This window comes from Paenibacillus sp. RC73 (assembly GCF_044908085.1).
In the GTDB taxonomy this organism is placed as follows: Bacteria; Bacillota; Bacilli; order Paenibacillales; family Paenibacillaceae; genus Paenibacillus; species Paenibacillus terrae_A.
Genome location: NZ_JBIYCV010000004.1, coordinates 311,228 through 329,866, shown reverse-complemented (window position 1 = coordinate 329,866; position 18,639 = coordinate 311,228). Strand labels below are relative to the sequence as shown.

General features: G+C 42.5%; 18 protein-coding genes and 1 pseudogene. 3 read left to right on the top strand and 16 right to left on the bottom strand.

Features of this window, described 5'->3' with window-relative positions; genetic code table 11:
* Nucleotides 1-79: 79 nt before the first annotated feature.
* On the top strand, nt 80-631 hold the full coding sequence (locus tag ABH897_RS11550) for a DUF4367 domain-containing protein (RefSeq protein WP_404519851.1): 552 nt from the start codon (nt 80-82) through the stop codon (nt 629-631).
* A gap of 101 nt (nt 632-732) precedes the next feature.
* Here ABH897_RS11550 and ABH897_RS11545 read toward each other — a convergent pair whose 3' ends face one another.
* The 15 genes from ABH897_RS11545 to ABH897_RS11475 form a co-directional block, all read right to left on the bottom strand.
* Nucleotides 733-2,058, bottom strand: a complete 1,326-nt coding sequence (locus tag ABH897_RS11545) for a prolyl oligopeptidase family serine peptidase (RefSeq protein ID WP_404519850.1) — start codon at nt 2,056-2,058, stop codon at nt 733-735.
* Between the two features lie 101 nt (nt 2,059-2,159).
* On the bottom strand, nt 2,160-3,041 hold the full coding sequence (locus ABH897_RS11540; protein ID WP_404592006.1) for a helix-turn-helix domain-containing protein: 882 nt from the start codon (nt 3,039-3,041) through the stop codon (nt 2,160-2,162).
* Nucleotides 3,042-3,485: 444 nt separating this feature from the next.
* Nucleotides 3,486-4,289 (bottom strand): histidinol-phosphatase HisJ family protein, encoded by an 804-nt coding sequence (locus ABH897_RS11535; RefSeq protein ID WP_283655021.1) that lies wholly within the window; start codon nt 4,287-4,289, stop codon nt 3,486-3,488.
* An 18-nt stretch (nt 4,290-4,307) separates the two neighbouring features.
* The gene (locus tag ABH897_RS11530) at nt 4,308-5,423 is read right to left on the bottom strand and encodes an ABC transporter ATP-binding protein (protein ID WP_283655020.1); all 1,116 of its coding nucleotides are present in this window, start codon (nt 5,421-5,423) and stop codon (nt 4,308-4,310) included.
* Nucleotides 5,420-6,250: a carbohydrate ABC transporter permease gene (locus tag ABH897_RS11525; protein ID WP_404592004.1), complete on the bottom strand. Its 831-nt coding sequence runs from the start codon at nt 6,248-6,250 to the stop codon at nt 5,420-5,422. Before ABH897_RS11525 ends, ABH897_RS11530 begins: the two co-directional genes overlap by 4 nt.
* 10 nt (nt 6,251-6,260) lie before the next feature.
* Nucleotides 6,261-7,199 carry a carbohydrate ABC transporter permease gene (locus ABH897_RS11520; RefSeq protein ID WP_404592001.1) on the bottom strand — a complete coding sequence of 313 codons (939 nt, stop codon included), beginning with the start codon at nt 7,197-7,199 and terminating at the stop codon, nt 6,261-6,263.
* Nucleotides 7,200-7,281: 82 nt separating this feature from the next.
* Entirely contained in the window at nt 7,282-8,649 is a 1,368-nt protein-coding gene (locus tag ABH897_RS11515; protein ID WP_283655019.1) for an extracellular solute-binding protein, read from the bottom strand.
* A 150-nt stretch (nt 8,650-8,799) separates the two neighbouring features.
* Nucleotides 8,800-10,158 (bottom strand): aspartate aminotransferase family protein, encoded by a 1,359-nt coding sequence (locus ABH897_RS11510; protein ID WP_404520247.1) that lies wholly within the window; start codon nt 10,156-10,158, stop codon nt 8,800-8,802.
* Entirely contained in the window at nt 10,139-10,960 is an 822-nt protein-coding gene (phnX, locus tag ABH897_RS11505) for a phosphonoacetaldehyde hydrolase (RefSeq protein WP_404591999.1), read from the bottom strand. The genes ABH897_RS11510 and phnX overlap by 20 nt, the downstream gene beginning before the upstream one ends.
* Complete coding sequence (gene phnW, locus ABH897_RS11500) at nt 10,950-12,059, bottom strand: 2-aminoethylphosphonate--pyruvate transaminase (RefSeq protein WP_404520249.1); 1,110 nt, start codon at nt 12,057-12,059, stop codon at nt 10,950-10,952. Before phnW ends, phnX begins: the two co-directional genes overlap by 11 nt.
* 11 nt (nt 12,060-12,070) lie before the next feature.
* Nucleotides 12,071-13,030, bottom strand: a complete 960-nt coding sequence (locus ABH897_RS11495; RefSeq protein ID WP_404591997.1) for a CehA/McbA family metallohydrolase — start codon at nt 13,028-13,030, stop codon at nt 12,071-12,073.
* On the bottom strand, nt 13,027-14,007 hold the full coding sequence (locus tag ABH897_RS11490; RefSeq protein WP_404591995.1) for a CehA/McbA family metallohydrolase: 981 nt from the start codon (nt 14,005-14,007) through the stop codon (nt 13,027-13,029). Before ABH897_RS11490 ends, ABH897_RS11495 begins: the two co-directional genes overlap by 4 nt.
* A 264-nt stretch (nt 14,008-14,271) precedes the next feature.
* A complete protein-coding gene (locus ABH897_RS11485; protein ID WP_283655014.1) occupies nt 14,272-15,066 on the bottom strand; it encodes a DeoR/GlpR family DNA-binding transcription regulator in 795 nt (264 codons plus the stop codon).
* A 60-nt stretch (nt 15,067-15,126) separates the two neighbouring features.
* The gene (locus tag ABH897_RS11480) at nt 15,127-16,506 is read right to left on the bottom strand and encodes an MATE family efflux transporter (protein WP_404591993.1); all 1,380 of its coding nucleotides are present in this window, start codon (nt 16,504-16,506) and stop codon (nt 15,127-15,129) included.
* A gap of 143 nt (nt 16,507-16,649) precedes the next feature.
* Nucleotides 16,650-16,844, bottom strand: coding sequence for a hypothetical protein (locus ABH897_RS11475; RefSeq protein ID WP_283655012.1), 195 nt, complete (start codon nt 16,842-16,844; stop codon nt 16,650-16,652).
* Nucleotides 16,845-16,917: 73 nt separating this feature from the next.
* On the opposite strand from ABH897_RS11475, the pseudogene ABH897_RS11470 reads away from it, so the two are divergent.
* Nucleotides 16,918-17,471, top strand: a pseudogene (locus tag ABH897_RS11470) (transposase); the annotation flags it as partial.
* A 178-nt stretch (nt 17,472-17,649) separates the two neighbouring features.
* On the opposite strand, the gene ABH897_RS11465 reads toward ABH897_RS11470, so the two are convergent.
* Nucleotides 17,650-18,126 (bottom strand): hypothetical protein, encoded by a 477-nt coding sequence (locus ABH897_RS11465; RefSeq protein ID WP_044647875.1) that lies wholly within the window; start codon nt 18,124-18,126, stop codon nt 17,650-17,652.
* A gap of 128 nt (nt 18,127-18,254) precedes the next feature.
* Between ABH897_RS11465 and ABH897_RS11460 the strand changes: the two genes are divergently transcribed.
* Nucleotides 18,255-18,476 carry a hypothetical protein gene (locus ABH897_RS11460; protein WP_044647876.1) on the top strand — a complete coding sequence of 74 codons (222 nt, stop codon included), beginning with the start codon at nt 18,255-18,257 and terminating at the stop codon, nt 18,474-18,476.
* Nucleotides 18,477-18,639 lie beyond the last annotated feature (163 nt).

The window sequence follows — 18,639 nt, the reverse complement described above, 5'->3', positions numbered from 1 at the left end:
AGTTAACATCTCCTAACCCCTTGCTACAACAAGGGTTTTTGGCATTTTCACATCATGCCGTCCATGTTGTGCAATTGGTATGTCCGCCCCAACCAAATTAGGTGCTGCTCCTACAACTGTAAAAGGTAATGTATATGTTCCAGTAAAAATATACAATATTCTTTTCTCCAATCCTAAAACGGTTAACGTTACTCAACAAACCATTACTATTCATACACCACAAGAGGAAAATGTACAAATTCCGAATCCGCTTGTAGAATTTAAAACATTACAAGCTGCTGAAAAATCTGTAGGCTTTGCAACTTATGCACCTTCAATCCTTACTGATGAATACAAGCAAGATTTGATCCAAGTCATAAGCAATTCAATCGTTGAAGTTTTTTATAGCAATGGCAAAGATACCAATCGTTATAGAGTAGCGGAAGGCAGCGAGGATATTAGCGGAAATTATGAAATTTATAGTCAAGTCTCCAAAAAGGATATACATGGTACTGACATCACAATAAAGGGGAATAATAATGTAGTAAATCAAGCAGCATGGACGCAAAACAATAAAAGCTATTCCTTGTTCTTGGAATCTGGCGTATCCGTTCAAACCCTGGAAAAAATTCTGAAACAGTTGTCTGTATAAAAGTATTTATGAAGTAACTAGCCCCCCATCACTCTAAGAAGCTGATGAGAGGCTTTACTGTTTAACGATAAATAACCTTTTTATTTACATAGCTATACCTTTCAGTCCAATGTTTTGGAGGCTAGCCACTGCATCATCGTTGTTTTCTTTCCGTTAATCACCTTCGATACTTCGTTGTTATACACGTAAATCCAGGACCAATGGCCATTGTATTCATACGGTGTTTTGTCGCTCTTCTTGTACAAGCCGGAAGTATCCACTACGTTGTCAAATAACGACATATGAACATCCTTTGCTCCGGCATTCACTAAACGGTTGTAGGTCGGAATCATATAATCGTTGGGCGGTACTATGGTGTCGGTTTTGGCGGCCACAAACCAGATCGGCAGATCCTTCATTTCGCTAATTTGTTCATCGGTTATAAGGCTATCCTTCAAGGCTTCACACACAACCATAGCTGCTGCAAAATAGTCTTTATAATCACGGATCATCAGCATAGTCATGTATCCGCCGTTGGAGTCTCCGCCAATATAGATTCGATCTGTATCAATGTCTTTGTTCTTGGCCACGTAGTCCTTAATTAAGGACATCAATGCTTGCTCATACTTCGAGGTTCCATCTCCAAAGCCTGTAAAACCATCCATCCAGTAGGTTGGGGTCTGAGGCGCCAACACATAAGCCCCGCCAAAATAGGATTGAATGTCCTTAGAAGCAAAATTTGCCGCTTTATTTCCAGAGATCGGAATCGTTGGATCTGTACCTCCCTCTCCCATACCGTGCAGCCAGATTACCAAAGGATTTTTCACTTTGTCTTTTGCCGGCGCATAGTCCGCATAGGTTAAAGTAATCCCGTCAAAAGTAGCTTTGTCGGTTGTAAATTGATCAACAAGTTTCCGTATCTCTCCTGAGGAAGTATCAATCTTCAAGCCGGAAATCATTCCTGATGTGGTTTTAATTGCTTTTTGCTGCGTGATCGTGTATTTGTTATCAATCCATCCGTTAAACCCGGAGCCTGCATCATAATGAATAGCAGAGCTTAATGTTATGGCCGGGCCGATCTCCATTTCCAACACAACGTAGTTTCCGGTTTTCTTTACAGGGTTGCCGCTTTTGTCCGATACATAGGCCTTGGTGATCTTCCGGTTGCCTTTTTCAACAAAGGGATTTACCAACCTGCTATCGCTTCTTTCTACATGCACCTTAAATGTATCCTTTGTTATCGCATCTTTGGGTACCGGCTTACCCAGGTTAACAATGATCTTCGTAATGGTTGCTCCCCAATCCTTAACCTCCGCAACCGTCCGGTATGAAGTGGGCTGTATCTTTATATCCTTGGCCCATGCACCAGAACTGAAAGCCAGGGTCGTACCGATAGCCAGAGTAAATATCATGGTTGTTTTAGCAGCCTTTTTAAACCGTTTAAACATGATGTCGTACCTCCCAGGTCCATTTGTGAAACGCTTACATTGTTTATTTTAATGATTTCTTTTATTTGCATCCCGCCTTTTATTAACCTAATTAAGGTCATTTACTGACTCCTGGCCCCAGAATACCCCTTGTTCCCTTTCCGATATTGATGTGGTGTAACCTGATAAACCTTCTTAAATACCCTGGCAAAAGATTTCTCGTTCGGAAATCCGTGCTCCAGCGCAATTTGTATGATGGAATGGTCCGTATTCATAAGAACACGAAAAGATCCCTCCAGGCGGATGGCATTGATATATTGAAATAGGGTCATGCCTACATGCTTGACAAAAAAGCGGGACAAATACTCAGGAGATAACCCAAAAACCTGGGCTATGGAATCCAGCGATAAGCTCCCATCGTAATTCTCTTTGATATAATCGGTTATCAACGTCAGCCGTTCCAAATATTTATTGGAGTTAAAGCCACGGATAGATTCGTTGTCGGTTTTAAAATGCTTTAACAAAAGATACACCAGTTTATAAGATAACGACGTTAAATGGATATGTGCTAAAGGGTCATTATTCTGGTTGAGGTAAGCTGCAAATAATGTGTTTAACAAATCACGCAGCTCCGCAAATTGCTGCAATCTCTGCTCGTTGGTTTCGAAAATAGATATACAGTCAAATGAAATGGGATTACTGCCGTTAACATTTTCTCTAATAAATCCACAAGGAATCAGAACGGTTATAGCCTCTCTTCCTTTTCCCTTAGCCACAGAAAAGGAATGAATAGCATTTGAATTGATGAGCACTATATCCCCCTCTTTGGAGCTATAATTCGCGCCATCAATATAGATATTATCGATTCTTCCTGAAAGAACATAGGATATTTCTATGCTGTCGTGCCAATGCCCAGGTATGTAAACTGGTTCATTTGAGGAATGAACTATAATTTTTAATGGAAAATGATTGTCTGCCTGGACCATTTCATATTTGTACTCCAAGTTTGTCGCCCCTCTCAGATGTGAACATAGTAATATAGAAGAAAATGGCTTCAGCAGAATGCCGAAACCACTTATATTTAACCTTTCTCTTTCTATAAATAAAAAAACCTAAGTACAACAAAATACATAAGATCCTTGGATCTTAACATTTTGTTCCTTAGGTTTTGCCTGCGTAACAGTAACAATCCTAGTACTATTCATTTAACTAAGCTAAGTATATAGTGGGTTAAAATTTATGTCAACGCTTTCATTTTGATTTTTAGTGTTTTAAGTCCACCGATATACCACTGCATTCAAACCACCTCAAAATAGAACATTCGCTCTTATTATATACAAACATACGTTCTGTATTGAACACATAAAAAACGCTGGTGCTAATTGCCAGAGTTCTCCTGTCCATCCTAACAACAACCACTGCCATTACATTGACAGTGGTTGTCATTACTATATGGACACCAAATACGGCGCTCTTCTCTTAAATTGCACAACCTCTTGAATACCTAGGCCATGCAGCAGCTCTATCGCTTCCGCAAAGCCTTGCTCAACATCCCCTACCTGATGTGCATCCGAACCAATGGATACCGCACTGCCGCCTAAATTCACATACATGTCGAGAATATACGGATGAGGGTGAATCCAGCCTTGTCGATATAGTCCTGTCGTATTCAGCTCAAGCACCTTTCCCTTCTCGATGATTAGCTTCAAAATATCATACAAAACAGGTTTGCAAGCCACAATATCTTCTTCATCAACTGGATAAATCGTATATCTCGTAACATAATCCAAATGGGCAACGATATCATAATTATCCATCTGGTCAACAGCCTCTCTTACCTGCATAAAATAGTGTTTAAGCCTTTGCTGGATGGGCAGATCATGATAAGCCTTTTCGGAAAAGTCAAGGTAACCATCATTATGCGCAGAAAGCAAAATGACGTCAAACTCGCGCTGAGCCAAATATTCGTTTATGACGTCTTTATAGTCGCTTCGAAAGCCAACCTCGATGCCTTTGCGAATCTCCATAGGATAACGCAGTAATAGCTCTTCCACTTCTCTATGGTAGCTCTTCCAGTCAATATGAACATCCTGCTTGAAATATTTGCAATCATACTCTAAATGGTCTGTCGTAACGATAGCAGGCTTCCCCAGTGCGAGCGCATATCGCACAAGCTCCTCCAGCGTTGAGTTGGAGTCAGGCGAATAGGAGGAATGCACATGCTGATCGATTAAGAGATTGGGTATTGTCATCCTTTACTCCTTCTATTTCTATTGAAACTGCAAAAGATTGCGCCCTTCGTCTGTCATATCGAACAGATGGAATTTATTTGGCCTAATGCCGATCAAGACCGTCTCGCGCTCCTTTAGCAGTTTCTCGTTATCAGTCAGTAAACGAATCATAATATCGGACTGTCCAGCTGGATCCGTCATTTTCACTAATTGTCCATTACCTAAATGCTCAATAAGATCAATTTCTAGCATAATAGCTGCTTCATTTGGTTGCTCCGGAAAGAACAAATCATGAGGACGTACGCCCAGTTTAACCGCTTTCCCTATGTGCTGCTCCTCAACCCTGCGCGCCGGAGGGATTTCCAATTCGAACAGTTTCGTCTTCACCCACTGCCGGTTCTCTCTCAGCTCCACTGTTCCGTCAATCAAATTCATAGGCGGATTGCCTAGAAAGCTTGCGACGAACAGGTTAGACGGATGATGGAATAGTTCATTCGGGGGTGCGTATTGCTGAATTTTTCCGCCGTTCAGAATAGCTACCCGATCAGAGATGGCTAAAGCTTCCTCTTGGTCATGCGTGACAATAATAGTCGTTACTCCTAATTTGCGTTGGATTTTCCGAATTTCGTCTCGTACATCCAATTTTAATCGCGCATCCAAATTGGACATCGGCTCATCCAGTAGTAAAATTTCCGGGTCCTTGGACAATGCTCGCGCCATGGCGACACGCTGCTGCTGGCCGCCTGATAGCTGCGAAGGCTTGCGATCGAGCAGATGATCGATTTGCAAAATTTTACTCGTTTGCAGAGCACGCTCGTACGCATCCTTCTTAGACATTTTCCGCTCGCGAAGCGGAAACGCGATGTTGTCACGAACCGTCAAATGGGGATAAAGCGCATAGGACTGGAACACCATACCAATATTTCGATCCTTCGGCTCCACATGATTGACAAGCTTATCCTTAAAATAAATTTCCCCGGAAGTTGGCTTCAGCAACCCAGCCAGCATCATAAGTGTAGTCGTTTTCCCGCAACCTGAAGGACCTAGCAGCGCAACAAATTCACCTTTTGCAATTTCAAGATTCAACCCGTCAACTGCACGGCTTTCGTTTTGCTTACCATCATAGTTTTTCACGATATTTACAAGAGAAATCATACCTGCTTTGCTCCTCCCAAATTGACCTTCAGGAATACTTTTTGAGTAAAGATATAGAACACAACTAGCGGAATCGTGTAAAACAAACCAATCGCCGTGATCAATCCATAGTTCATAATGACATTTTCCTTCGTTACCAGACGAGACAGATAGCCAGCCAGCGTCAGCATATTGTCATCGAATATGAAAAGCTTGAATAGAAACCATTCACCGTAGGCGCCTAAGAAGGAGAACACTGCAATCGCCCCGATGCCTGGCAATACATACGGAACGAGCACCTTCATGAGGGCTCTAAATCTCGTACATCCATCGACCATAGCCGCCCATTCCAAATCCCACGGTACCTCGTCGAAGAAACCTTTCATAATATACACTCTGCCTGGCAATGATCCTGATATCGCAACGAGAATAACGCCTAAGTACGTGTTCACCAGATTCATTTGAACAAGGATGAAAAAGGTAGCGATAATGAGTGTAATGCCTGGAAATGAGCGCATCAGGAACAGGAACTTCATTGCGCCCAGCTTTCCTTTGAAATCGAGCCTGGAGAATGCATATGCGGCAGGTACGGCAATAAAAATTTCAATCACCACAATAAGAAACGAATAGACTAATGTATTTAGAACAATAGGCCAAATCGCCGGCAGGTTAACCCCCGCATACTCGACAGGTTCTTTGACAAAATTGAAGTTCTCCAGTAAAAATTGGCCTGTCGTGCTATTAAAGGTTGCCGAGAGAAAATACCATATAATCATTCCAACGATAGGCATGGTGAATAACAGCAGATATGTGTGCACGAGCAGCTTTTTTACAGTAGTTGTCGACATCTTGGCCCTCCTAATCTTCAATGCGTGATGGCTTGATCATTTCATCGAAATCAAACAGCCTCAGCAGCCATAATGTCAAAATAAGCGAGATCATAACTACCACAAGAGAAAGAGCGGCACCGTAGCCATAATATTTTAAATTAAAGGCCTGCTGATACGCATATAAAGATAACGTTGTCGTGTCTCGCATAGGCCCGCCATTGGTCAGTAGCAAGATGAAGAAATAGGAGGACACAAAACCGATAAGGTCGGATATCGTAATATACATTAACGGCCATTTTAATGAAGGAAGGATAATTTTAGTGATGACCGATTTTTCACTTGCTCCATCTACTTTGGCAGCCTTATACAAATCTTCAGGTATGGAGCTAATTGCAGCCGATAACAGAATCATGCCGCCTGAAGTTGTAGATACAATGGTAGCAATGATCACGACAGCCATAGCGATTTTCGTAAACCACGAAATGGGATCGCCATCTGGCTGGAATAAGAGCAGAACCTTATTGATAAACCCCTCATCCGTAGGATCAAATAAATATTTCCAGAACGTAACATATACAACAGCAGGAATGATGCTCGGAATTAACCATAGGACACGATAAATGACTGCCGTAAATTTACCCTTCAAGAAGTACTGGGTCGCAATCGATATAAATAAACCAAAGAACAAAGAGAACACGAGCGTAATAACTGCAAATATGAAGGTGTTCCATAAAATTTGAGGCATGCTGTAATCGGAAAATATTCGCTTGAAATTATCCAAACCAACAAAGTTGATTTTCATTGATGCATTCAAATCCGTGAAGGACATGATAATGGTCGCAATAGCCGGAAGAATAAAAAAGACTAGCACCAGAAGAGCAAAGGGCATAATGAATAAATATGGGTACACTTTCTTGGTAAAAGGCTTCTTGTAAGCCGTCTTGGCCAAAGCCACTGGGATCTCCATAATGAGATCTGCACCTGCTTCCTATAAAGAAAATATACAGAAAAGGCGCTCATGCAAGCAGAGCACCTTTTCTGTATCATCGTTATTCTACAATGAGACTGTCCGCTGGTACATTTTGTTGTACATCCTTTTTGAATAGCTCATAGGCCTGAGATGCTGTTCGACCTTTTGTCAGAATAGCATCAATTCCAAGCGTAAAAGATTTCATATAGACCGCATAATCCATTTGAGCCGGGCGAGTTTTCGTAAAATCGATTAAATAAGCATGATCTTTGTAGAAGCTCATTTTTTGGAAGCGCGGATCCTCCTGTGCTGCCGCCGTTACAGGCAGCTTGCCGCTCTTAAGCGTATGATTAATCTGCAGATCTGCATCCAGCACATGCTCAATCAGCCTTTGAACATAAGGCATCTTTTCATCATCCACATTAGCTCCTACATAGATCATCGCAGGATTGCTGTAGGATACAGGCTTTCCTCCCTGCTGAACTGACGGAACCGGAATCCAGATGGCATTTTCCTTAAACCATTTTTCATAGCCAGCCAAGTCATCATCCATGCCAAGTTGCTTACGCATGACTTGATAAAATTCAGTACGGGCAAATTCAGCGAATAACTGGCCTTTAATGAACAGCTCCGCAGCCTTGTCCGTATCAATATCAGCAATCCCCTCCGTGACTACGCCGCGCTGCAGCGCGTCATACCAAAACTCATAGACCTTCTGCGTATTTGGCGACAGCACCATCTTGTTCTGTTCCGCATTATAATTGAAGTTGCCGAATGTATAATTCCAGCCCTCAAATCGGGTATCCTCAACTCCAAAGCCTACCTTAACCAGCTTTTGCTTAACAGCCGCATCTGCAAGATCAACAAGCTCGCCGAATGTAAAACTGCCGGAATCAACACGAGCCTTCAGCTCATCGATTTGCGCGGCTGTCCAGCCCAAGCCTTCCAGTGCCTTTCGGCTAATGAATACAGGAGAAGCGTCCATATCCTGAATAACGCCATAGTAGTGGTTTTGGTACTTCATAATGTTATCGTAGGATTTTGGCATGTTTTTGAACACATCTGATGTCCCAACCCAATCCACATCGCGGATTAGACCGGCGTTCAACTGCCACCCAATATCTACGCTGGAGTTAATAAACACATCTGCTACTTTTTTAGCTTGCGCTTGCAAAATCAGCTCATCATCGCCAACGCCAGGCCACCAGTCTATTTTGATCTGCACATTTTCCGACTTCAATTCTTCGTTCAAACGCTTTTCTGCTTCTATAAAATTGTCCTTACGCGCTCCCCATGTGTTCTCACGAACGGAAATCACGACCTCTTTCATATTCCCATCATTGCTAGAAGACTCTGTAACCGAACCAGAATTTGAGCCTGTACTACATCCCGCTAACAATGTAATACTTGTAATTATACTAACTAATCCAAGTGCAAGCCTCTTCATGCTTCTAAACCCTCCTCGTTTTCCAGCTATCACTGGCATAACTAAACTATAACGGAGAATTGTAAAAACAGTGTCAATTACACATCAATTATTTGTTTTATTTTATTTTCAATTGTATTCATGTTGTTTTCACGAGTTATTAATCTGCTTTCATTTTGTGAACACTTGCTCCAGCGATTGATCCAAAATCAAAATAGCTTCCTCCATTTGTGTAATACTGGTAATTAGTGGGGGGACAAGCGTAATGACATTTCCGCTGGATACCTTGAAGCTTAGTCCTCGGGACAAGCATTCATAGAGAACTTTCTCAGCGCCTGTCACTTCCTTCTCTTTTGTCTCGCGATCAGATACGAGTTCTATTGCCGCAAGCATGCCTTTAACCCGAACATCACCTATTACGGCATACTTCTTCTGCAACTCCCCAAGATGAAAAAGCAGCCATTGCTCCATACTTTGCGCATGGTCAAGCAGGTTTTCCTTTTCGATGTATTCAATGGTAGCCAAAGCTGCCGCACAGCCTACAGCGCTTTTCTCATGGGTATAATGTCCGAGTGAAATATCGCCCGCAATATCCAAATGCTCTCTCGCAACGATGCCCGCCATCGGAAAAATCCCGCCTCCAAAACCTTTACCAATGACGACGATATCTGGAACAATATCATAATGCTCGTGAACGAACATTTTGCCTGTACGACCTAATGCCGTCGGTATTTCATCCAATATGAGCAACACGCCATAATCGTCGCAGATTTGACGAAGTCGTTGCATATAGGCAACGCTAGGAATCTGTACATCCGTGCTTCGAATAGGCTCAAGAATGACAGCGCACACATCAACTTCTCGTTCCAACATATAGGATAGGTAGTCCAGATTTTTGGCAGCAGCCGTTTCTCCTTCACCAAAGATTGAACGATAGCTGTTATAAGGCATCATATGCTCTGTTCCAGTCATCAACGGTCCAATCCCACTCCTGAATACAGCTTCGCCACCAACCGATATTGCATCCAGGCTTGCGCCATGAAAGGAATCCCACGTCGAAATGGTTTTGTGCTTACCGGTTGCTCTGCGTGCAAGCTTTAGTGCTATTCCAATAGCACTTGTACCTCCGGGTGCAAATAGCACCTTGTTCAAATCTCCCGGTGCAAGCTCGGTCAGCTTCTGTGCCAGATCAATCGCAACCTGGCTCGTATATCGGCGGGGCAGAAATGGCAGCTGCTGCATCTGTTTAATGATGGCATTCATTACATGCTCATTTTTGTAACCCACCTGATGAACGCTATTTCCATGAAAGTCCATTACTCTGCGTCCATCCACATCCTCAATGTATATTCCCTCTGCACTTACAATGGCATTTAAACATGGCGTGGACATCGACTGATGAAGAAAGAGCTTGCTATCCTGGTCCAAGACAGCAAGCGTCTCTTCACTTAGATGCTCATCTTGCCAAGCTTGACGTTCATCCGTTCCATTGATATCTCCTTCTATACGACTATTGATGCGGATTGGCATAAGGCAGCTCCTTATTCATCAAACGTTCATTGATTTGCTCAATCATCGCAGGCAACTGGGACATGTCCTTAATAACGGCATGCGCTCCCGCTTCCATATAATTCTTGCTCACAGCAGCGATGTTGTGACGTTCTTCCTCTGGAGACAAATGCTCTACCTCAGCTTCCGTAAGACCAAGCATAGAGCTGCCTTTCACGATACCAATCGCCCACACGCCTGCACTATTTGCCTCTTGAATATCAGAAATCGTATCTCCGACCTTAACCACTTGTGCATGATGACCTAGACCAAGCTGCTTCATATTTTCATAGATCATATACGGATAAGGTCTGCCTTTATCCATAACCAGATCAGGAGTTACCCAATGATCAGGTTCGTAGCCATATTCCTTGGCAGCCTTTTCCACAATGGAAAGCATGGTGGAAGTATAGCCTGTCGTTGCTCCAATTTTTAAGCCTTGCTGCTTCAACAGCTGTATGGTCTCTACAACATGTGGATTTGGCCTTCCATATTGCGGGAGAATAGACAGCAGTCTAGGTTCAAATCGATCATGCAGCTCATCAATATCCGCCTCCGTATAACTACGGGCAAATTTCACCTGAAAAGAAGCTTCTATTCTTGGCATTTGCAGCAACGATCGAATATGATCCCGCTTCAGTTGCCCCATTGGAGCACGAACCTCTTCCATCGTTAATGGGATGCCCATTTCCTTGAAAATATCCATAAACACCTGCACTGGTGCAAAGCAGCCATAATCAACTGTCGTCCCTGCCCAATCTAAAATAATGCCTTCAATTTTCATATTTGGTCACTCCAACATAACGTAATATTTGCTCACTTAATCGCTCCATATCCTTGGCATGCACATCCCCTATATTCCCGATTCGAAATACATTAGCATCTGTTAATTTGCCAGGGTAAATGACAAAACCAGCCGACTTCAAGAAGTTATAAAAATGTTCAAATGCAAAAGGAATATGTGTTGGATACAAGAAGGTTGTAATAATGGGAGACTGTAGCTCCCTTGGCAAGTAGGCCGTAAAGCCAGCTTGAGTCAACCCTTCCACGACGATTTGCTGGTTGGTCCGATATCGCGCATGACGGGCTTCCACGCCGCCCTCTTCATCTAGCTCCTTTAGCGCCTGCGCAAACGCGTGCACGACATGCGTTGGCGAAGTAAAGCGCCATTTGCCAGCATCCTTCTCCATCGTCTCCCACTGGTCATACAAATCAAGCGATAACGACCGCGCTTTTCCTTTGCATTTTATGAGCTCATCCCTTTTACATAGAATAAAGCTAAAGCCTGGAACACCCTGGATGCATTTATTTGAACTGCTTATTATAAAGTCGATTTGCAACTCCTCTACTTCAATCGGAATGCCACCAAAGCTGCTCATTGCATCGATGACTGCAATTCGATTATTTCGCTTAATTACGCCCATCACCGCTTCAAGCGGATTCAGAATGCCTGTTGTCGTCTCACAATGGACCATGGCCACATGTGTAATAGCTTCATCCTCAACCAGTTTCCTCTCCACTGTTTGCGGATCTACCTGCGTATTAGCTTCAAATACAAGAGATAGATGGGGAATTTTGAGCACCTTTGCGATTTCCTCGATGCGCTTCCCATACGCGCCATTTTGCAAAATTAACAGCTTGCCTTCACTCGGGATGACAGATCCAAGCGTCGCTTCAATACCGAAGGTGCCACTGCCCTGCATGAACAGAGCGGCATAGTGCTCGTTAGATGTGCGGCCAACCTCTAATAGTTGCAGACGAATCTGCTCGACAATCGCCTTATACTCATGATCCCAAGTGCACCAATCCTTTAGCATCGCCTCTTTGACCGTTGACGTTGTCGATAAGGGACCCGGCGTTAATAATAAATATGGGTTACTCATAGCTCCTCCAATCATTGCAACTCAGACTTGGGATAGATCGGATTGCTCCACGCTACTCTGCCCGATGTATCTACACATTCCACTCGTACATATTGCTCATTATTTTGAATGATATATTCGGCTTCGGTGATGCATTGGCCCGTCGGATCCATTTCAGCCAAGCCATTGTCGGGGAAAGTAATAAAACGAATGCTTCGTACAGGAGAGCATTTGACTTTAAACCTGTCGTTCTCAATGCGAAGATCATGGATCATGGGACCATTGGAGCTATAATAATGACCTGCTTTTATGGCCTCGATAATCGCCTGTTGCTCTAATTGATCGGTCTCTACAGCTATCCAACCTCCATAAAATTCGGATACCACCATATCAGTCGGCCCCCCGTGAGCATCGTCTGCGGCGATTGCGTTTACCTGCTTGCCTCGCTTGAGAACATAGTCCCAGTAGGATACACCATAACCTACCGCCTCTTGGATTTCGGATTGGTGATTATAGATTTCGATCGCTGCATAGCCCTCAAGTTTATGCAAATCCTCTTCCCGATTTTTAGACCATTCGGGATGATTCATAATGACAAGATTTCCTTTGCTCCTCATTTCATCAATCAATTGCTGAATGGTATCCAAGCTCTCATAATCCGGCTTTGCATGTTCCTCATCATGCTGAAAAGGCTTCTCTGCCAACAATGAGCGATCGAAAAGTCCATGCAGATGATACTGCTGACCGGTCGTATTACGTTCCATCTCGCAAGCCATTTCATAGCCGTCCAGCATAATAAACGTTTCCGTGTCATACGCATCGCTATGAAAATAGATCTCATGGTCACTCAAGCACATAAAATCATAGCCCTTAGAGCGATAGGCTTCTATCATTTGCTCTACGGTATACTCGCCATCACTGCGAAAAGAGTGTGCATGAATGTTTCCTTTATACTTTTGACAGACAGCATCCAAAAGAACAGCATCTCTCATTGTTGTTCCTCCTCCGCCAAATCTCCCACAAAGATCGGATTAGACCATGCTACTCTGCCCTTCTCGTCCACACATTCGACCCGAATATATTGCATGTCCTTCTGAATCATCATGCTTCCAGAGGTCATCAGCTCACCTGTCTCGTATTGCACGAGGAACGGCCCGCGTTGTGGAAATGCTTTAAACATAATATATTGGCAGGGCGAACACTCGACGTTGACGAACCCATCCTCCACACGATAATCCAGGATCTCAGGTCCAGAACTGGAATAAAACTGTCCCTTCTTTAGTGCATCTATAATCCCTTGCTGCGAAAGCTCCTCCGCCTCGACAGAAACCCAGCCGCCCCCATACTCAGCAATTTTGCTGTTTGCGTCATGATTGTGCGAGTCATCAGCAGCGATCCCAAACACACGCTTGCCATTTTGAAGCGCATGATCCCAGTAGGCCGCCCCATAAGACGAACTTGGCGTCCATTCCGTGGCATGATTGTATATTTCAATCGCAAAAAATCCATCGTACTGAACCATATCCTCGAAACGTGTCAAATGCCATTCCGGGTGATTGAAAATGACGAGATTTCCATGAGCCTTCATTTCATCAATGAGCTTCTGCGGAGATTGTGATCCCTCCCAAGGAATGGGAATCTCAAACGATTGCAAATGATGAAATTGTTCCTTCTCCGACTCTATTGTCGGATCACCCAGCACTCCAAAGTGGTAGCCAGAGTCTTTATCCGGCACGTGATTCAAACCTCCTCTTTCCATGCCTGGCAGCACGATGAAAGAATCCGTATCATATTCAGCCGTACGAACGAATACATCATGATCCGTTATACTGATAAAGTCGTAGCCCTTATCCTTGAACGCAACGACAACATCCAGCGCCTCTTGCGATCCATCTGACCATGTCGTGTGTAAGTGCAAATTTCCTTTGTACTTCCTTTTGCTTTTGTCTAAATACACTGCGTCTCTCATCGTCACCACTCCTGTTTTTATCATCATCATATTGACTAGGAACCTGCTGAAGCGCAAAATTATGAACATAAATAAAAAGTGTTTTTAATTGCTTTTATTTTTATTTATGTTGTTTTTATTATTCTACTGCTAAAAAAAAATCAATACAATGCGATCCCAAATATTTAACATAGAGATTACAAATTTAACACAACAACAAACAACACAAAAAAAGCTAGTAGAGAAGAAATTCCTTCTCTACTAGCTTTACGCCTGAATCAAGCCTCACGTATATGATTCACTCGGCATCATCCATTTTGTATTGGAGTCTTCCAGCTGCGTCTTCCATTCTGATGGAGGCTCCAGTTCTGAAATAACCACATCGACATTCTCGAAGTCGCATATCTTAACCATAGACCGCTTGTTCCATTTCGATGAATCCGCCAAAACGATGGAAGTTTCCGACTGCTGGATCCATTTACGAGTCAACGTAGCTTTCTCATAGTCATAGCTTGTAAATCCGTGCTCCATCGATAAGGCATCTACAGTTACAAATGCCTTATTCACAAAAAAATCCGACATATTTGCTTCTGCAATAGCACCTGATACACGGAGATGCTTCACGCTCACTTCGCCGCCAAGCATAATAATTCGGCCATCGAATTGCTCTCGTTTCTGAAGCTCGATCAAGGACATCATGGCAGAGATCGAGCTCGTTAGAACGGTAACCTGCTGCTTCTGAGATAGATACGGGATAATCTGAAGCGGTGTCGTGCCTTCATCTATAAAGATAACGTCATGATCATCAATTAGTGTAAAAGCAAGATATCCAATTTTCTCCTTCGCCTCTTGGTTAATACAGGCTCTTTCAAACAATGCTGGCTCTACCTCTACCTTCAGCTTGATCGCACCGCCATACACCTTCTTGAGCTTATTCTCCTTCTCCAGCTCATCCAAATCTCTACGAATCGTTTCTGTTGTAACCTCGAACATGCGTGCTAGGTCGCCCGCAATGACCTTCCCATGCTCGTTTAGCATGTTCATAATACTTAGCTTTCTTTCTTCACCCGCAAGAGACATTGCAAATCCTCCTATTCTTCCTCGCTACTATTCCCACGCATTTAGACACTCACTTGGACATTATAAAGATAACGCCGAGGAAGGCGTCTCAGGGACATTCTTAACCAAATTCCGCATCCATTTCTGGGAGCGATAACGTTTATACCCTATGAAGGCCTTGCTCATCTCTTCACACAAAAATAATGCATACACCCATTCCAGCGGCAGACGGAGCACATATGCCCCAACAAATACTGCCGGTAATGCAATGGCCCATGTTGTAATTAAAATCATGCTCATCGTAAACAAATTATCTCCACCTGCTCTAAACATACCGACAATCCATACATTATTCAAGAAAAATGCGGTCATTGCCACAGCCTGCAGCAGAAGGATATTTCCTAAAGAAGCGTGAACCTCCCCACTTAAGTAAGGAAAAATAAAGGACACAAACGGCGAAACCATCATCATGACAACACTAACGATTATACCCGTAATGACCGAAATCCGAGTAAATCTGCGAGCATAATCCAGCGCCTGCTCCTGCTTGTCCTGTCCCAGCTTTTGTCCGATCATCACTTTTGCCGCGTAGGCAAATCCGTGAATCCCCATCATAAAATATCCTTGTAGCGTATTCGCAAGCTGGAATGTAGTCAATGCCGCGATGCTTAATGATCCAAAAGCTACGGTATACAGCATATTTCCGATCGACCACATGCCTTCGTGAAACACTAGTGGGGTTATCGTTTTCACCACCTGCTTGCGCAGTATCAGAGGTAAACTGAATAGCTCTTGGAATCGAATATTTAAATAATACGATTTGCTATAAATGAAAACAAACAAAAACAGAAGACTCGTACCTGAAGTTATCAACGTTCCCCATGCCGCTCCTGCAACACCCAGATTGGGTAAACCCAACTTCCCGTAAATCAGCCCATAGTCGAGTGTAATATTAATCGCCATCGCACATAGACCGACATATAAAGTTACCCTAACCTTCCCTATAGATCCCAGCGCCTGAGCATAAGCATCTCTAATCGCACTGATCAGAAAAACAAAAACCATAATCGTGAGGTATTGAATACCAAGCTGCAGTATTTCAATGTCCTTAATAAATAGAGAAAGAATCGGCTCCTTCCAGATCCACACAACAACAAACGCCAGAAGACTGATGCAGATTCCCGTCAACAGCATAAAACCGAATGTTGCTCGCATAAGCGTATGCTGCTGTTTTCCGTGGTACTGGGTCATATAAGCAGTCATCCCATAGACTGCTGTAAGGATCATCGATAAAATGAAGCTGATTCTGCCTACTGCAGCGGTGATAGCAACTGCCCCATCTCCCAAGCTGGTCACCATTAGCATATTCACTAGAGAAAATGAATTAGCAACAAGCATTTGTAGCACAGAAGGAATAACTAATCCCTTCATCTCCCGAGTAAACCCAGACTTTCCGATCATACCCTCTCCCAAGCATATCCCTCATTCACATTCAAATTGTACGATACCTCGCATGTTTTTCACTTCGTTCTGTTTGTATAAATATAGTCTTCTTGTTGTTTTAGTTGCTTTTATGTTGCCTAACTCATCATACATATTGCTTGTCATTTAGTCAATGCATGAGGGCGAGAGATCATGACCTTTACCAATCCTTTAATTTCCATCGCAAAATGCCCACCAATCAAAAATAAACTCCACAAACTCACCAAACATGGTTTGATAGTTTCAATGTTCTTCTGCGTAGTATTTTTGAACCGTCTGTCATCAAAAAAATCCTGATAAGCAAATTTCAATGACATAAAAAAGACTACCTCCTTTGAACTGCACCCCAATTGTTAGACACCATCTAACATTGGAGGTGCATTTTTTGTAATGGCTAAAGTGACCACACAAGAAAAAATACAAGCGGTAAAAAGGTATCTTGAAGGGAAGGAAGGACAGAAAAGCATAGCGAGGAGTATAGGAGTATCGCATAGTATACTCCTAACATGGATTCGACAGTATGAACATCATGGAGAACAGGGTTTTGAAAATGGCTATACAACTTATTCCGTGGAAGATAAACTAAAGGTGCTTCATTATATAAACGAACATGGGACATCTATCCGCGAAGCAGCTGCGATCTTCAATATACCAACACATTCTCTGGTACTACGTTGGAAGAATCAACTAGAGACAGAAGGTGTAGATGCCCTCAAATCAAAGAAAAAGGGGCGTCCATCCATGAAAGAAGAATCCAAGAAACCAACTCCAGTTGAAGGCTTTATCGAGGCGTTACAAGCGGAAATAGAACGTTTGCGCATGGAGAATACCTACTTAAAAAAGTTGAATGCCTTAGTTCAAAGCAAGGAAAAATCACAAAGCAAGACAAAGTAAAAGTCATTTTTGAACTAAGGCTGAATTACTCCGTTACGGCTCTGCTGCAACCGTCTCATTTTGTATCATAATCCATATCATACCATATATATCATCTATTGAGAGGTCTTTTTTTGGTTTATGGGCCACACACTCCGGTCAAAAATAAAAAAACTCTGCCGACCAATTAGGTTAGCAGAGCTTTTAGTTTAAGGAAAATCTACACCATTCATCTTATTGTTGAATAACCTATAAAAGCAACATTAGAGCCTTAGTAACCCACCAAGCAGCAGTTTCATTTCCGGTAACTTGCAAAGCACCTGCATATATTGCATCTTCAATAGCTCCAGTAAAGTTATCAACAACACCAAGAATCTGTAAGAATCCCTCTACTCCAATGAAAGCTTTCACTGAGGCCGGAAGCTTTTCATATCCTGCTTTTAAAGCTTTTACTGCCCAGCTCAATTTCCCTTGTGTTTGATACTCTCCACGGTCTTCTTTATTTTGGATGGCTTTAATAAAATCATTTTTTTCCTGCTCAGACAAATTGAAATATTCGGCGATACCTTCGATATCTTGTAATTCAGATTCACTAAGAGAATCCTTAGCACTACTAGAAACACTACTAGAGTCTGTAGAAGGCAATGCGTACATTGAGGCTGGTACCGCAATCACACCTGATAGTAAAGTTGCGGCCATTAGTGAGGTTATCCATACTTTTTTCATCACTTCAACTCCTCATTGTTTTTTATATGCATTTACCATTGATGTAATAGTTACTCTATTTATGGTAAACTATAGTTGATTTTATGACAAGTTCTATTTTGATTAATTATTTTTTCAGGAGGTATTTGGTGAAAAACATTTGGAGATTTATCATCGCGCTGCTCATCGGCAACATTATCGGGAATCTAACATACGGAAGGTTAGAATTTTTTCAATACAACACAGGAACTGGATTTTTCACATTAGAAAACCTCATTAAGTTTATTATCGACTATGGTCTGGCTGTGATTATTGCATTAATCATATACATCTTGATTGGAAAAGTTTTTACGAGAAGTGATCAGGAATAAACCAAAAGGACTCCTTACTGGTTATAAACCAGCGGAGTCCTTTTTCACATCTACTCTAAATTCAAATTGCTTACGAAACAAGTAAAGATCCGTTAATCTTAACTGCATCAGGCGAAATTAGTTCATTCGATGAATGGTTTGAGAAATCCATCATGAAATATTC

What these genes read in the sequence shown, in the direction of transcription:
- ABH897_RS11550 (WP_404519851.1), top strand. Translation starts at nt 80, where the DNA reads ATGTCCGCCCCAACCAAATTAGGTGCTGCTCCTACAACTGTAAAAGGT.
- ABH897_RS11545 (WP_404519850.1), bottom strand. Translation starts at nt 2,058, where the DNA reads ATGTTTAAACGGTTTAAAAAGGCTGCTAAAACAACCATGATATTTACT.
- ABH897_RS11535 (WP_283655021.1), bottom strand. Translation starts at nt 4,289, where the DNA reads ATGACAATACCCAATCTCTTAATCGATCAGCATGTGCATTCCTCCTAT.
- ABH897_RS11530 (WP_283655020.1), bottom strand. Translation starts at nt 5,423, where the DNA reads ATGATTTCTCTTGTAAATATCGTGAAAAACTATGATGGTAAGCAAAAC.
- ABH897_RS11525 (WP_404592004.1), bottom strand. Translation starts at nt 6,250, where the DNA reads ATGTCGACAACTACTGTAAAAAAGCTGCTCGTGCACACATATCTGCTG.
- ABH897_RS11520 (WP_404592001.1), bottom strand. Translation starts at nt 7,199, where the DNA reads ATGGAGATCCCAGTGGCTTTGGCCAAGACGGCTTACAAGAAGCCTTTT.
- ABH897_RS11515 (WP_283655019.1), bottom strand. Translation starts at nt 8,649, where the DNA reads ATGAAGAGGCTTGCACTTGGATTAGTTAGTATAATTACAAGTATTACA.
- ABH897_RS11510 (WP_404520247.1), bottom strand. Translation starts at nt 10,158, where the DNA reads ATGCCAATCCGCATCAATAGTCGTATAGAAGGAGATATCAATGGAACG.
- phnX (WP_404591999.1), bottom strand. Translation starts at nt 10,960, where the DNA reads ATGAAAATTGAAGGCATTATTTTAGATTGGGCAGGGACGACAGTTGAT.
- phnW (WP_404520249.1), bottom strand. Translation starts at nt 12,059, where the DNA reads ATGAGTAACCCATATTTATTATTAACGCCGGGTCCCTTATCGACAACG.
- ABH897_RS11495 (WP_404591997.1), bottom strand. Translation starts at nt 13,030, where the DNA reads ATGAGAGATGCTGTTCTTTTGGATGCTGTCTGTCAAAAGTATAAAGGA.
- ABH897_RS11490 (WP_404591995.1), bottom strand. Translation starts at nt 14,007, where the DNA reads ATGAGAGACGCAGTGTATTTAGACAAAAGCAAAAGGAAGTACAAAGGA.
- ABH897_RS11485 (WP_283655014.1), bottom strand. Translation starts at nt 15,066, where the DNA reads ATGTCTCTTGCGGGTGAAGAAAGAAAGCTAAGTATTATGAACATGCTA.
- ABH897_RS11480 (WP_404591993.1), bottom strand. Translation starts at nt 16,506, where the DNA reads ATGATCGGAAAGTCTGGGTTTACTCGGGAGATGAAGGGATTAGTTATT.
- ABH897_RS11475 (WP_283655012.1), bottom strand. Translation starts at nt 16,844, where the DNA reads ATGTCATTGAAATTTGCTTATCAGGATTTTTTTGATGACAGACGGTTC.
- ABH897_RS11465 (WP_044647875.1), bottom strand. Translation starts at nt 18,126, where the DNA reads ATGAAAAAAGTATGGATAACCTCACTAATGGCCGCAACTTTACTATCA.